This is a genomic window from Phaeobacter sp. G2, assembly GCA_025163595.1.
Classification (GTDB): Bacteria; Pseudomonadota; Alphaproteobacteria; order Rhodobacterales; family Rhodobacteraceae; genus Pseudophaeobacter.
This window is the reverse complement of the sequence record CP104100.1, coordinates 1,734,555-1,747,955: the sequence shown is the minus strand read 5'-3', so window position 1 is coordinate 1,747,955 and position 13,401 is coordinate 1,734,555. Positions and strand designations below refer to the sequence as shown.

12 protein-coding genes and 1 pseudogene are annotated in these 13,401 nt (G+C 57.3%); 7 read left to right on the top strand and 6 right to left on the bottom strand.

The genetic code is table 11. The features are described from left to right. Positions 1 to 64 precede the first annotated feature (64 nt). Positions 65 to 634 (bottom strand): tetratricopeptide repeat protein, encoded by a 570-nt coding sequence (locus N1037_08295; GenBank protein UWS80997.1) that lies wholly within the window; start codon positions 632 to 634, stop codon positions 65 to 67. Between the two features lie 141 nt (positions 635 to 775). On the opposite strand from N1037_08295, the gene N1037_08290 reads away from it, so the two are divergent. From N1037_08290 to N1037_08270, 5 genes are all read left to right on the top strand, one after another. Next, complete coding sequence (locus N1037_08290) at positions 776 to 1,066, top strand: SCP2 sterol-binding domain-containing protein (protein ID UWS80996.1); 291 nt, start codon at positions 776 to 778, stop codon at positions 1,064 to 1,066. Next, positions 1,066 to 2,058 carry an alpha/beta hydrolase gene (locus N1037_08285; GenBank protein ID UWS80995.1) on the top strand — a complete coding sequence of 331 codons (993 nt, stop codon included), beginning with the start codon at positions 1,066 to 1,068 and terminating at the stop codon, positions 2,056 to 2,058. The genes N1037_08290 and N1037_08285 overlap by 1 nt, the downstream gene beginning before the upstream one ends. Positions 2,059 to 2,276: 218 nt before the next feature. Beyond that, positions 2,277 to 4,112 carry a M3 family oligoendopeptidase gene (locus N1037_08280; protein ID UWS80994.1) on the top strand — a complete coding sequence of 612 codons (1,836 nt, stop codon included), beginning with the start codon at positions 2,277 to 2,279 and terminating at the stop codon, positions 4,110 to 4,112. Beyond that, positions 4,112 to 4,612: a GNAT family N-acetyltransferase gene (locus N1037_08275; protein UWS80993.1), complete on the top strand. Its 501-nt coding sequence runs from the start codon at positions 4,112 to 4,114 to the stop codon at positions 4,610 to 4,612. Before N1037_08280 ends, N1037_08275 begins: the two co-directional genes overlap by 1 nt. Beyond that, a complete protein-coding gene (locus N1037_08270; GenBank protein UWS80992.1) occupies positions 4,609 to 5,460 on the top strand; it encodes a phosphotransferase in 852 nt (283 codons plus the stop codon). The genes N1037_08275 and N1037_08270 overlap by 4 nt, the downstream gene beginning before the upstream one ends. Before the next feature lie 636 nt (positions 5,461 to 6,096). Here N1037_08270 and rpoH read toward each other — a convergent pair. After that, the gene (gene rpoH / locus N1037_08265) at positions 6,097 to 6,993 is read right to left on the bottom strand and encodes an RNA polymerase sigma factor RpoH (protein ID UWS80991.1); all 897 of its coding nucleotides are present in this window, start codon (positions 6,991 to 6,993) and stop codon (positions 6,097 to 6,099) included. 180 nt (positions 6,994 to 7,173) lie between these two features. Further along, a complete protein-coding gene (locus N1037_08260) occupies positions 7,174 to 7,992 on the bottom strand; it encodes a LysR family transcriptional regulator (protein UWS80990.1) in 819 nt (272 codons plus the stop codon). Between the two features lie 102 nt (positions 7,993 to 8,094). On the opposite strand from N1037_08260, the gene N1037_08255 reads away from it, so the two are divergent. Beyond that, entirely contained in the window at positions 8,095 to 8,529 is a 435-nt protein-coding gene (locus tag N1037_08255; GenBank protein ID UWS80989.1) for a hypothetical protein, read from the top strand. Between the two features lie 135 nt (positions 8,530 to 8,664). Here the strand turns inward: N1037_08255 and N1037_08250 are convergent, their stop codons facing one another. Then, positions 8,665 to 9,705: an RluA family pseudouridine synthase gene (locus N1037_08250; GenBank protein UWS80988.1), complete on the bottom strand. Its 1,041-nt coding sequence runs from the start codon at positions 9,703 to 9,705 to the stop codon at positions 8,665 to 8,667. On the opposite strand from N1037_08250, the gene N1037_08245 reads away from it, so the two are divergent. After that, entirely contained in the window at positions 9,704 to 10,006 is a 303-nt protein-coding gene (locus tag N1037_08245; GenBank protein UWS80987.1) for a DUF6476 family protein, read from the top strand. The two genes, N1037_08250 and N1037_08245, sit on opposite strands and share 2 nt — an antisense overlap. A gap of 586 nt (positions 10,007 to 10,592) precedes the next feature. On the opposite strand, the gene N1037_08240 is transcribed toward N1037_08245, so the two are convergent. Both N1037_08240 and N1037_08235 read right to left on the bottom strand, forming a co-directional pair. Beyond that, positions 10,593 to 12,233 (bottom strand): hypothetical protein, encoded by a 1,641-nt coding sequence (locus N1037_08240; GenBank protein UWS80986.1) that lies wholly within the window; start codon positions 12,231 to 12,233, stop codon positions 10,593 to 10,595. Positions 12,234 to 12,524: 291 nt separating this feature from the next. Continuing rightward, positions 12,525 to 12,944, bottom strand: a pseudogene (locus tag N1037_08235) (DDE-type integrase/transposase/recombinase). Positions 12,945 to 13,401: the final 457 nt, after the last annotated feature.

Genomic DNA, 13,401 nt, shown 5'->3' with positions numbered 1-13,401 from the left:
CTGATCAGCCCTTGTTCTGCCTCTTTCCTACAGGTCGAGTGTGACACTATGGAATCAGGTCGGCTTAAAGATCCTTGCCTGCAACCTCGGGCCGCAGACGCTCCAGCGCGCTGAGTACTTCTTCGTGGTGGGGATGTATAGCCTTGGCACGCAAATAGGCCTCATAGGCGCGTTTGGGGTCGCGGAACTGTTCAAACACCGTCCCCAAGGCATAGATCGCATTGTAATCATTTGGGTTCAGCGCCAAAGCCCGTTCGAGATCCGCAACCGAAGGCCCATAGGCCCCCATTGCGTGATAGGCGCGGGCCCGTTCATACCAACCACGGGCAAAATCCGGCGCGTGATCCGTCAGCGCCGTAAGATGTTCAATCGCCGCTGGAAAATCACCTTTGGTCATGGCCTCAACAGCGCGCGACAACAAAAGGTCCATCGCCGCAGAGCCGCTTTTACGCCAGAGCGCCTGCAACTCCCGATCGACCCCCCGCGCGCTTGCGGCATCAGCGGAAACCAGCTGATCCAACAGGTCAGATTCCGCTGAACTTTCGCCCGCAGCGATTGCAAAAGGCATGGAAATCGTGACTGTAAGCAGCGTTGCCGCCACGATAGCTTTGAGGTTCAAGTGATTTACGATCATGATGAGCCAGTGTAACCCTGTGCCGCGTTTTTTCTAGTGCTGGAAGCAGGGGCTTCACACAAAATTGCAGTTTCCCGTGCGCGGGGCCGCACAATGACACCGCTGTGCACCCCGCTGCACCATGATCAAAGGAAGACCCAAATGAGCGACACACTCGAACAAGCCGCCGCCGCCATGAACGAAAAAATGGCTGGTAGTGATTTCTCGGCCACCGCAAAATTTGCCATCGAAGGCCTTGGCTCCATCGTGCTGGACGGCAATGGCGCCCGCGTCAGCGACGACGAGGCAGATGTCACCATGTCCGCCGATGCAGAGACCTTTCAGGGCATCCTGACCGGCGAAGTGAACCCAACCAGCGCCTTTATGTCCGGCAAACTCACCATCGACGGTGACATGGGCACAGCCATGCAGCTGGCATCGGCGCTGGCCTAATGGACAAAAGCCTGATGGACCTGACCCCCGCGCCCTATTTTGCTGAAATCGCAGAAGGACCCGAAACCGGACAGGCCCATTGGGCAACCACCGATGACGGGTTACGCATTCGCATCGGTCACTGGCTGCCAACCGGGGATGAGCCGGTAAAAGGCCCAGTAATAAAAGGCCCAGTAAAAGGCACTGTGCTGATCTTTCCCGGCCGCACCGAATATGTCGAAAAATACGGCCCCGCCGCCGCTGATTTCAACCAGCGCGGCTATGCCGCTTTGGCAGTGGATTGGCGTGGACAGGGGCTGGGCGAACGCATGCTTGCTGATCGCCGCCTGGGTCACGTGGAAGAATTTGGCGACTTTCAAAAAGACGTGGCAGCGGTTGTGAAGCTGGCCAAGCAGCTGCAACTGCCGGAACCCTGGTATCTCTTGGGCCATTCCATGGGCGGTGCAATTGGCCTGCGCGCTCTGATGGAGGGCCTGCCGGTCAAGGCCTGCGCCTTTTCTGCGCCCATGTGGGGCATCCTCATCCCCAACACGATGAAGCCCGTAGCCCGGGTCCTTGGTGGCCTGGCGCCCGTTTTAGGAATGGGCGACAAGCGCGTCCCGACAACGACCCAGGGCCATTATGTGGAAACCGCGCCCTTCAAGGGCAATACCCTGACCAATGATCCGGCGATGTATCAGTTGATGATTGACCAGCTGAAGGCGCAGCCCGATCTGGTCTTGGGCGGGCCCACCATCAACTGGTTGAGCGAAGGGCTGAAGGAATGCGAAACACTGGCCGAGCGCCCCTCACCGGTATTGCCATGCCTTACCTTTCTTGGCGCGCAAGAGCAGATCGTCAACAGCGCGGCGGTCAAGGATCGCATGGCGCGCTGGCCCGGTGGCGAGTTGGACCTGATTGATCCGGCGCAGCACGAGATCGTGATGGAGGGCCAGGAGACCCGCCGCAGGGTTTTTGACAAGATGACCCAGCTGTTTGACCAATACCGGTAGCCAAGCCACTACACAGGCCACTAGCCAGACCACGGGTGAGACAACGGCGTGTTACGCCTGCGGATACGGGACCAACACCCCCTTGGCGGTTGCTGTAAATTCGCATCATGAAATCTGCCCCGCCCCGAATTTCGGCGCGGGGCTTTGCTTGTGATCCGCCCCTCTGCGCCTTAGATGTTGTGCAACGCCATAACAGAGATGCCCGCCAAGGAGCCCCCATGTTGCAACTCCCCTTTCCCGTCCGTGATGCCCCCGTCCGTGATGCCAATGCCAGCTCTGGTTCTGATGAGCTGGGCAACCTGCCGGTCTGGGATCTCACCGATCTCTATACCTCCGATGACGCGCCAGAGCTGTCTCGCGATCTGGACTGGCTGGAGCAGGAATGCAGCGCCTTTGCCGCAGATTACCAAGATAAGCTGGCCGATCTGGATGCCGCCGGCCTGCTGAACTGCGTGCTGCGCAACGAAAAGATCAATTCCATTGCCGGGCGCATCATGTCCTATGCCGGTCTGCGCTATTACCAGCTGACCACGGATGCGGACCGCACCAAATTCATGTCCGACATGCAGGAGAAGATCACCATCTTCACCACGCCGCTGGTGTTTTTCACTTTGGAAATCAACCGCATCGAAGACGAGGCTCTGGACGCGCATTTTGCCGCCAATGCGGATCTTGCCCGCTACAAACCTGTGTTTGACCGCATCCGCGCCATGAAGCCCTATCAGCTCTCGGATGAGCTGGAGCGCTTCCTGCATGATCTGGGCGTGGTGGGCGACGCCTGGGAGCGGCTGTTCGACGAAACCATTGCCGGCTTGACCTTTCAGGTCGAGGGCCAGGAGCTGAACATCGAAGGCACCCTGAGCCTGCTGACCGAACAGGATCGCAGCAAACGCGAAGCCGCCTCGCGCGAATTGGCGCGGGTGTTTCAGGCCAATGTCAAAACCTTTGCCCGCGTCCACAACACCCAGTCCAAGGAAAAGGAAATCATGGACCGCTGGCGTGGCATGCCGACACCGCAAACTGGCCGCCATTTGTCCAATGATGTGGAACCCGAAGTGGTCGAGGCCCTGCGCGAAGCCGTGGTTGCCGCCTACCCCAAGCTGTCGCACCGCTATTACGAGCTGAAACGCAAATGGCTGGGGCTGGACCGCATGCAGGTCTGGGACCGCAACGCGCCGCTGCCGATGGAAGACAGCCGCGTCGTCGACTGGGCGCAGGCCGAAAAAACCGTGATGGAGGCCTATGAGGCCTTTGATCCGCGCATGGGGGAGCTGGCCGCGCCGTTTTTCTCCAAGGGCTGGATTGATGCGGGCGTCAAACCCGGCAAGGCTCCCGGTGCCTTTGCCCACCCCACCGTCACCGATGTGCACCCCTATGTGATGCTGAACTATCTGGGCAAGCCACGGGACGTGATGACCCTGGCCCATGAGCTGGGCCATGGCGTGCATCAGGTTCTGGCCGCCCAACAGGGCGAGATGCTCTCCTCAACGCCGCTGACCCTGGCCGAAACCGCCAGTGTATTTGGCGAGATGCTCACCTTCCGCAAAATGCTGGACGGGGCAGAAACCAAAGAGCAGCGCAAGATCCTGCTGGCCGGCAAGGTCGAGGACATGATCAACACCGTGGTGCGCCAGATTGCCTTTTATGACTTTGAATGCAAACTGCATGCGGCCCGCGCTGACGGCGAACTCACCCCGGATGACATCAACGCCCTGTGGATGTCGGTGCAGGCCGAATCCTTGGGTGAAGCCTTTGATTTCATGGAGGGCTACGAGACCTTCTGGTGCTATGTGCCGCATTTTGTGCATTCGCCCTTCTATGTCTATGCCTATGCCTTTGGCGACGGCTTGGTGAACGCGCTGTATTCGGTCTATGCTGAGGGTGGCGAGGGCTTTGAGGACAAGTACTTTGACATGCTCAAGGCCGGTGGCTCCAAGCATCACAAAGAGCTGCTTGCCCCCTTTGGTCTTGATGCCTCGGACCCCAAGTTCTGGGACAAGGGCCTGTCGATGATTTCTGGCATGATTGATGAGCTGGAAGCCATGGAGGACTAATGGCGCTGGAGCTGCGCCCAATCCCCGCGCGCGACTATGATCTTGTGCGCCACATCGCCGTGGCGCCGGATCAGGTCCTGTTTTCGGGCACCATAGCGCAGGCTTTCAATACCGCTGAGGATGGCGTGGATTTCCACGCCATCTTTTTTCAGGGTGCTGCTGTTGGGTTTTTCAAAATTGACCGGGCCTATGGCCTCGCCCAGGGGCTCGAGCTGGGGCTGCGGGGGTTTATGATTGACCACCGCCACCAGCAAAAGCGCTACGCCACGCGGGCCTTGCAGGTCATGCCCGACTATCTGCGCCACCATTATCCAAATCACACCGGCCTGGTTCTGACCGTGGATTTGCACAATCCCACAGCCATCAGCCTCTATCGCAAGACCGGCTTTACCCAGGCCCAAGACATGCACTTTGGCGGGTTGTTTGGCCTGCAACTGGTGATGCGTATGGTCCTGCCCGGGGCAGAGCGTTTGGATTTAGGGGAAAGGCGAGCACAATGAACCACCCAGCCCTGCCTGCCCTGCCAGCTGAGTTGATTTCGACGTTCCAGATCACCCGCGTCTTGTCACTGCAAGAGGTGCCGCGAGCACAGATCTGGCATGTGGAAACGCAGCGCCATGGTCAGGCGGCTTTGAAACTCTACACAGCAGGGCATATGGGCAACGAAGCCAGTGGTTTTCCTTTCCTGGCCGCATTGCAAGGCCCTGTGGCGCAGATCTACCAGGTCGCCCAGAACGCTGTGCTGATGGAATGGTTGCCGGGGCCTTCGCTGGGGGATATCGCCCGCAATGGCGGGCAGGCAGAGGCAGATACCGCTCTGGCTCAGGTCGCCGCGAACATTCACACCCAATCCAAGGCCCTAAAGCTGCCCGGCTTGACGCCTCTTGCCGCCTGGTTCAAAGCCCTGCGCGCGCCTGCAGCTGACCTGAACCTGACCGGCCAAGCCCGCCGCACAGTACAGCAGGCGCAAAGCCTGGCAGAGGCCCTGCTGGCCAACCAAGAAGACCTTCGCCCGTTGCATGGGGATCTGCATCACGAGAACATTCGTCAGGGCACAGGCGGCTATTGCGCGTTTGATGCCAAGGGGCTGATTGGCGAGCGCTGCTATGAATTGGCCAATGCCTTTCGCCATCCCAAAGGTCTGGAACAGGACATATATAGCGCCGATCTGATTGCCCGGCGCGCAAGGCTCTGGGGACAGGTCTTTGACGTGTCACCAAAGCGTCTGCTGCAATGGTCCTGTGCAAAAACTGCCTTGTCCCTAGTCTGGCGCCAGGGGGCGGTTCTGCAACACGACCCGGAACTGATCCTGCTGGAGCGGCTGCTGGTTCAGCACTCCAGGTTTTAAGGATCGGGCACTATTTCCCCTCTTCGCAAGCTCCGCGTCTGGAAACGCCAACCCGACTACCTGAGTATTTCTGTCAACTATTTGTTTTTGTTCGATTTTTCTGAAATCATGATTGACGACTCACTCTGACAACCCTATCCATAAGACAAGAACCGCAGCCCGCCAGATCGTCAGGCAGCAAGCAGCAAGCCACTCCAGCCAGTCCGGGCTTTGCCAGGACACGCCAGACAGCCAGCCATGCCAGCAACTTACCGATCTTAGCCAGCCCGCTTTTTAGCCAGCCCATCTAGTAGCCAGCCGTTTTTAGCCAGCCTGCTGTTTAGCCAGCACGTTCTGCGTGTTCGCTTTGGGGATCTCGCTTTCTGCGCTGTTCCTCTGCGACTTTAGCTAGGGTTTGATCGTCGCCATCGCAGCGGCTCCGCCAGCCCCCGCACCCACTCGCCCGCCAGCCTTTTGGCCAGCCCGCCAGGTTCTGCGCCAGTTCCGCTGAACACCCGACCTTGGCGCGGGTCCAGCTCAGCCAGCTGCCCTGCAACCATACAGGGCGCCAGCCTCCCGCCAGATGTAGCGCCCCAAACAAAAAAACGGGCGGCCCCAATGGGACCGCCCGCTTGTGAACCCAGCTATCAGAGCCGGTTAATGTGCTGCCAGCATACCCTTGGCCGAGGCCAGCTCACGCATTTTCTTTTGCAGCTTTTCAAAGGCCCGCACCTCGATCTGGCGGATCCGCTCCCGGCTCACGCCGTATTCTGCGCTCAACTCTTCCAGAGTCTGCACCTTCTCCGCCAGACGACGCTGGGTGAGAATATCCTTTTCCCGGTCGTTCAGCACGTCCAGGGCCTGGGCCAACAGCTCACGACGGGCTTCCAGCTCATCGCGGGCCTCATAGTCACCAGCCTGGTCCGCGTCTTCATCCTCAAGCCAGTCCTGCCACTGCATGGTGCCCTCGCCCTCACTGCCAACAGTGGCATTGAGAGAGGCGTCGCCACCGGACATCCGGCGGTTCATCGAGACCACTTCGTCCTCGGTCACCCCAAGGTCATGGGCAATCCTGGCAACGTTTTCGGGGCGCAGATCCCCCTCTTCCAGAGCACCGATACGGGCCTTGGCCTTGCGCAGGTTAAAGAACAGTTTCTTTTGCGCCGAGGTTGTGCCCAGCTTGACCATCGACCAGGAGCGCAGGACATATTCCTGGATCGAGGCGCGGATCCACCACATGGCATAGGTCGCCAGACGGAAGCCTTTTTCGGGATCAAAGCGTTTCACCGCCTGCATCAAGCCAACATTGGCCTCAGAGATCACTTCGGCCTGCGGCAGACCATAGCCCCGGTAGCCCATAGCGATCTTGGCCGCCAGGCGCAGGTGCGAGGTCACCATCCGATGCGCCGCACCAGAGTCCTCTTTTTCCACCCAGGCCTTGGCCAACATGTATTCTTCTTCCGGTTCCAGCAGCGGGAACTTACGGATTTCTTGCATATAGCGGTTCAACCCGCCTTCGGGGGTCGGTGCGGGCAGATTTGCATAATTAGCCATTCAAACGGTCCCTCCCAAGATGTTTATGGACTTAACATTGATCATATGGGTTAACGCTAAACGCCTTTCAAGGGGCGCCTGCAAGTACGCTTTTATATTTCAGCCGACGAAACATCTGTGACCTTTGACACATAACCCAAAAGAAAATCACCTTTCTCCATAAAATTGTCTTTTCCCGCCCTACTGCCTTGCCGCGACCAAAAACTGGGCAAACTGCCGGGCAAAGACCGTTTTTCGGCTGGAAACCCCCAGAGTTCGGAACACCTCCGGCGCGTTGCGCAGAGGCCGGACAGTGACACCCCCATGGATGCCGTCATGGGACATCGGCACAAAGGCCACCCCCAACCCGGCAGCGACAAGATCCAGAACCTGCTGATCATGTAAAGCCTGCGCAGGTGGCAAGGGTATTAACCCCTGCTCGTCCGGCATGCTGTCTGCATTGGGACAATAGGGCCGATGAATACGGGCCTCGTCTCTTAAATCCGCCAAATCAACACTGCTCCCGGCTGCCAGAACATGTGCCTGCGGCAGAGCGACTCCGTAGCTTTCTGTGCGCAGTGGGAAAAAGTCATGGCCTGCGGGGACGCAGCTTTCACTGATCAGGGCCAGATCTGCCTCCTCCAGCACGGGTGCAAAGGACAGATAGGTCTCTGGGTGCGCCAACCTGAGTGCGCGAAACCCGGCCGTAAAGGACGCCAGCAGCACATCCGGCGGGCAGTGAATGCGCAACAGACGCCGCTCGCTGGCCTGCAACCGCTGCACCATCCCAGACAGCTGCGCCACGCTGCCCGCTGCCTCGGCATAGAGCCGCTCTCCCAGCGGCGTCACTGTCAGGCCGCGCCTGTGCCGATAGAACAGGTCGCCGCCCATCAGGTCCTCAAGCTTTTGAATCGCTGCCGAGACCGTCGGCTGGCTCACCCCATTGGCCCTGGCCGCATGGCTGAACGAGCCCATCTCCAGGGCGCTCATAAAGTATCGGAGCGGCGTGAGTTCTAACATAGGTAAAACCTATACAAAGGATAGTTAACCCCAGAATATCATATACCAGAAAGGTCTGCCATCTCTTTTGCTCACCGTAACCCTGTTCAAAGGACTGTCAAAATGAACACCACCACTGCCCCCACCAAAACACCCGTCAGTGCGATTGAAACCCTGCTGCGCAAATTCGTCGCCGGCGATCCCGCCCTGGTGACCTATATGGCTGACAATATTGATTTTCGCATTGACCACTTTCACGATGAAGCGGATGTGAGCTGGCAGGTCGGCAAAGGCCTCGCGGATATCGCCACCATCCTCACCCGCTTGGGAACAGAGGTCTTTCCAAAAGGCACAGAAGCCCTGTCGATCGCAACACAGCCGCTGCCGCAAGAAGGATGGATGCTCACCACGTTTGAACAAAAGTTTTTCTATGGGGTGCGCGGTCGCATGTGCACCAGCGCCACGCTGATCCTGTCCCATGAGACGGACGGCAAGGTGGATTTCTTCCGCGAAACCGTGACCAATGTGATTGATTGCCCTGACACAGCCGCGATCTAGACCTTACGCAGCCACCGCAATGGGTGCCGATCTATGCGACAGCCATTGTCAGGGCATGCCACAAGGCCACACCGGGCTGCGCGGCGGGCTTCCCCCCGCCGCTCAGCCCAAACATAAACAGAGATCCCCCCCAGATCAGCCCGCGACAGGGGGCAGACGCAGCGCCTCGATCAGATCGCTCATGTCCTGGGGAAGCGGCGCTTCAAACCGCATCTCCGCGCCGCTGACCGGGTGCACAAAACCCAGGACCGCCGCATGCAGGGCCTGCCGGGGAAAACTCTGCACAGCGGCAATCGCCGCTGGGGCCAGGGATTTGGCGGCAAGTTTGCGTTTGCCGCCATAGGTCGGATCGCCAACCAGGCCATGGCCCGCATGGGCCATATGGACCCGGATCTGATGGGTGCGCCCCGTTTCCAGCCAGCATTCGATCAGGGCAGCCACCGGCGGCTGGCCAAAGGGCGCGACAATGCGGGCACGGGTCACCGCATGGCGCCCGCCCTGGAACAACACGGCCTGACGTTGGCGGTCAAATTTGTGCCGCGCCAGTTGTGTTGTCAGTTTCAGAATGTTGCCCGGTTCAAAACTGGTGCCCTTTACCCCCCGCAGTCGCGGATCATTGGCATCAGGCACCCCATAGCAAATGGCCCGGTAATAGCGCTCCACCGTGTGTTTCTCAAACTGCCGTGCCAGCCCCTGATGGGCCACATCCGATTTCGCCACCACCAAAAGCCCGGAAGTCTCTTTGTCGATACGGTGCACAATGCCGGGGCGCTTGACCCCGCCCACACCAGAGAGGTTTTCGCCGCAGTGATGCAGCAGGGCGTTGACCAGAGTACCCGATGGTGTCCCTGGTGCCGGATGCACCACCATACCCGCAGGTTTATTGATCACGATCAGATCGTCATCCTCAAAGATCACATCCAGGGCAATATCTTCGGGACCGATGTGACTATCCTCGGCCTCCTCCACGGTGATGGAGATCAGCGCCCCTTCAACCACCCGGGCCTTGGCGTCGCGCACCACAGCGCCATCCATTGTCAGGCTGCCTGCCTCGATCAATCGGGCGAGCCGTGTACGTGACAATGCAGCTTCGGCTGGCACATCGCGCGAAACCGCTTTATCAAGCCTTTTAGGCGGGTCTTCCGCGATGATAAACTCAATCTGGCGGCTGCCCATGACTGATCCTTCCAAGCCTGAAATCCAAGACGAACCGCCGCAGCTGAAATTCCTGCGTCGACTGGTGACCACATTGACCGTGGTGATGATTGGCGGGCTTGTACTGGTTGTCAGCCTGCTTGTCATCCGCTTGTCTGCAGATAGCCCCACCCTGCCCAGCAAAATCACCCTGCCCGCCGGCACCACAGCCCAGGCGGTGACTTTTGGATCCGGCTGGATTGCGGTGGTGACCACGGACGATCAAATCCTGATTCTGGACCCTGACAGCCAGGCAGTTCGCCAGACGATAGACATCGAATAGCTGCGCGCCAATTGCTGGGCTGCTGAAGACAGAGGTCTTGTGCCTCTCTACGCAGTTGGTGCGGGCGCTGACCAGATCACTGATAGACGCCCTAGCCTGTATAGAGTGTGCTAAAAACAGAAGGTGCGTTGGACCCAGAATGCCGGAGAACCGCTCCAACCTCTCTCTCACAGAAACCAATAGTCAGTATTTGAGTGGCACCTCCCCCCCGGCTCGAACGGGGGGATCTCCTGCTTCACAATCAAATGATTTCCATTTATTTTCAACGCAGTTTGGATAATAGACCTACCTAGTTTGGATTGAAACTAGCGGCTATGGGCCACTGGTACTCAGAGCCACATCCGGGTCGCGCCCTTGGAGCTGCCGGTTTGGCAAGGTTGTACTGACCGGCAGCAGCCAGCCCAATCAGTACATTCAAGAAAGGCACAGTGCCGAAATTTCCGCAAGTGCGGAGACAACTGATCAATTTCACGAAAGCAGCCATTTCGTGAGCGTTCCCGACCTTGGTTCATTCTGCGCCGCAAACGAGCGGAAGCAATCCGCAGAGAACGTGCAGTACAAGGTCCATTCGGCAGCCCCCGTCCGATCAGAAAATGAAATCGCTATGACCTAAGTCTGACATATCGACCCCCAGTACAGTTATCGTATTTCCCATACCATCCTGTATGACCACATCGTTACCGTCTTGAGACATATGGTGGTTGCGCAGATCTCGCAGGCCAGTAATTTCCTCCACGCCCGACAAATCGATTTTCTCAGCGCGTTTGTGTTCGGAAAAATCACCAATGGTATCGTTTCCGAATGCTCCGGAGAAAACAAAGGTATCGGCTTGCCCCCCACCCTGCAAAAAATCATCACCAGAGCCGCCATTCAGGGTGTCTCGACCGTTATTACCGTACAGACGATCATTGCCCTTATTGCCGAATAGCTGATCCTGCCCAGAGTTTCCAAATAGCCGATCGCGACCGGCTGCTCCGGAAAGCTGATCGTTATCTGATCCCGCCCGAATAATGTCGTTTCCGCGACCTCCATTGAGAGTGTCGTCGCCAGCACCACCGATGAGCCGGTCACGGCCACCCAAGCCCGAGAGATTATCGTCCCCCCCCAAGGCGTTGATGCTATCACGTCCCTGGGTGCCTCTTAGAACATCGTCACCTTCTGAGGCGGTATTGGCTCCGCTGTTGTAGGTTTCAGACGCCAGAAAGCCCTGGCCGATTTGCGCGTTGTTGACCTCGGCTATACTGGCAACAAAAACGGTGTCTTCACCAAAGTCTGATACGGTTCCCGCAGGTATGGTGATTTCTACAAAGGTATCACCAGCTTCGACGGTGAATGTCGCGTCAAACGTGGTTGCAGCACTGGAATAGTCGGAATCAGCCGCCGTTAGCGTTATGCTGCCAGAAATATCCCCCTCTGCTGCGGCATCTAGTGCGATGCGAACAGTGACTGAGGTTGCGCCAGAGGCATCGCCTGCAGTCACCGCATCAACATTTGCGATAGCCGTCGGAGCGTCACCAATTGAGGCGGTCAGCGTATAGGCCCCAAAGGAGCCAAAATAAGTATCTGCCCTTAAATAGTAGACCCCAGAAACCGAGGGCGAGAATGAATAGGTTGCGCCATTATCCCAGGCACTCGCACTCCAAGAGCCGCCGGTCAGAATGGGGTCTCCTGCAGCGTCCAAAATCTGGATTTCGGCACCTGATGTCGCACCATAGGGTGAGTCCGCCTGTGTCATGGCGAAATTATAGGTTTGCCCAGAAAAAACTTGGATCGCATAGTAGTCGGTTTCGCGTGTTCCTCCGGATCCGTTGATTACCCCAGAGATGGATGTTCCAAACTCAAGATCAGGAGCGCCGACCAATGTTCCGCCATCTTCATCCGGCACGTAGTCCGCAGCAATACCCACCATCGTTACCGAGTAACTGCCGTTTCCGGTCACACGTATGTCCGCAAAGTCTGATGGGTGTGTGCTGGTATAGGTTAGCGTATTGCCGTTTACTTGTGCGACGACCGGATTGCCATCATCCAGCATTTCAAAGGATACACCCTCGCCAGAGAGCACAAAAGTATAGGGTTGGCCAAATGCCATGGAGGTTCGAATGTAGTCCCCGGTATCGCTGCCTCCGACCGTGCCAGTGACGGTGTATCCGGGCTGAATAAATCCGCCAAGGTTCTGACTAAAATCGAAGGTGTCAGTCCAATCAGTGGTTTCTGAAAAAATGTACATCAAAGTTCTCCTAACGGACACACAAGATGATCCTGCGACCGCACGGCTATTCTAAATGTAACCGAGCCAGCTATTTGAGCGACAGATCAAGGTTCTCTGCAGGTTAAACTAAGTTGGAAACTGGCTTTTTCCCATAGAGCATCATCACGTGTGCGAAAGTAACGCAGGATGAACAAAGGCCGCCCGAGTTAGCTGCCTGAAGAGATCTTGGATTTCAGGACAGGTTCGCGGCTCAGCTAAGCTGTAATCTTGTTGGTTTCATGCCGCCTTTTGGGTTCGATCTGTGTTGAAGAATGCGTCGTCGGGTGTTCGTTTGTTGATAGCCGTGTGGGCACGCTCAGAGTTGTAGAACCCATTCCAGTCTTTGATTACCCGTTTGACCTGGAACCCATCCTGAAATTCATGCAGATGCACTGCCTTCTGTTTAGGCGACCACCACAGCCGTTCGATGAAGATATTGATCCGTGTTCATAATTTCGGGCCTGCCGTATTTGGTTATGGCCCCTTTCAAAGCCTCGACGCAGAAGCTGGCGTCCAGCGTGTTCGACAGTCGCCATGCCAAAACCTTGCGGGTTGCCCAATCCATGATTGCGACCAAATACAAAACCCACGGCGCACTGGGATGTAGGTAATGCCGCTGCACCAAACGTGGTATGAACGCGTGATCGGTAACTTATTCAACAGGTATGGATAAATGAGATGCTGAGGGTGTTTCTTGCCCGCTCTCACACATGCAAGCATGTGTTGCCGGTCTACGGGGGGGGATGGCCCTTTGCAGGTTGCTTGCAGCCCCATGATGCCTATCAAATAGCGTACTCGGTGACGGCTTGCATGGAACCTATTTCTCGGCAAGTAGACTGCAAGCTGGTGGCTACCCCCTCTCGGCAGATTTGCAATGCAAATCGCCTGCCGGGCAATGGAAGAACGGATATTTCCTAAAGATCCGATCAATTCTTACCTGATAGTGCATCGCGCAGCGATATCACGAGAGGACTCATTCATCAGTTTCAACGTCTCAGATTTAACGCCAACCGGCGTGACATACAGCGATGACCTACTGATCTTCAGCAGCTTGCACTGCTTGGTCAAGCTCAGATCGCTGCGATTCCGATTGATCATTGTCTTGCGTTCGGCAGGGCTCATCGTTTCAGCGAGCATGAACTTCGCG

Excerpts from the sequence above, each read along its gene's own strand:
- N1037_08295 (UWS80997.1), bottom strand. The coding sequence starts at position 634 with ATGATCGTAAATCACTTGAACCTCAAAGCTATCGTGGCGGCAACGCTG.
- N1037_08290 (UWS80996.1), top strand. The coding sequence starts at position 776 with ATGAGCGACACACTCGAACAAGCCGCCGCCGCCATGAACGAAAAAATG.
- N1037_08285 (UWS80995.1), top strand. The coding sequence starts at position 1,066 with ATGGACAAAAGCCTGATGGACCTGACCCCCGCGCCCTATTTTGCTGAA.
- N1037_08280 (UWS80994.1), top strand. The coding sequence starts at position 2,277 with ATGTTGCAACTCCCCTTTCCCGTCCGTGATGCCCCCGTCCGTGATGCC.
- N1037_08275 (UWS80993.1), top strand. The coding sequence starts at position 4,112 with ATGGCGCTGGAGCTGCGCCCAATCCCCGCGCGCGACTATGATCTTGTG.
- N1037_08270 (UWS80992.1), top strand. The coding sequence starts at position 4,609 with ATGAACCACCCAGCCCTGCCTGCCCTGCCAGCTGAGTTGATTTCGACG.
- rpoH (UWS80991.1), bottom strand. The coding sequence starts at position 6,993 with ATGGCTAATTATGCAAATCTGCCCGCACCGACCCCCGAAGGCGGGTTG.
- N1037_08260 (UWS80990.1), bottom strand. The coding sequence starts at position 7,992 with ATGTTAGAACTCACGCCGCTCCGATACTTTATGAGCGCCCTGGAGATG.
- N1037_08255 (UWS80989.1), top strand. The coding sequence starts at position 8,095 with ATGAACACCACCACTGCCCCCACCAAAACACCCGTCAGTGCGATTGAA.
- N1037_08245 (UWS80987.1), top strand. The coding sequence starts at position 9,704 with ATGACTGATCCTTCCAAGCCTGAAATCCAAGACGAACCGCCGCAGCTG.
- N1037_08250 (UWS80988.1), bottom strand. The coding sequence starts at position 9,705 with ATGGGCAGCCGCCAGATTGAGTTTATCATCGCGGAAGACCCGCCTAAA.
- N1037_08240 (UWS80986.1), bottom strand. The coding sequence starts at position 12,233 with ATGTACATTTTTTCAGAAACCACTGATTGGACTGACACCTTCGATTTT.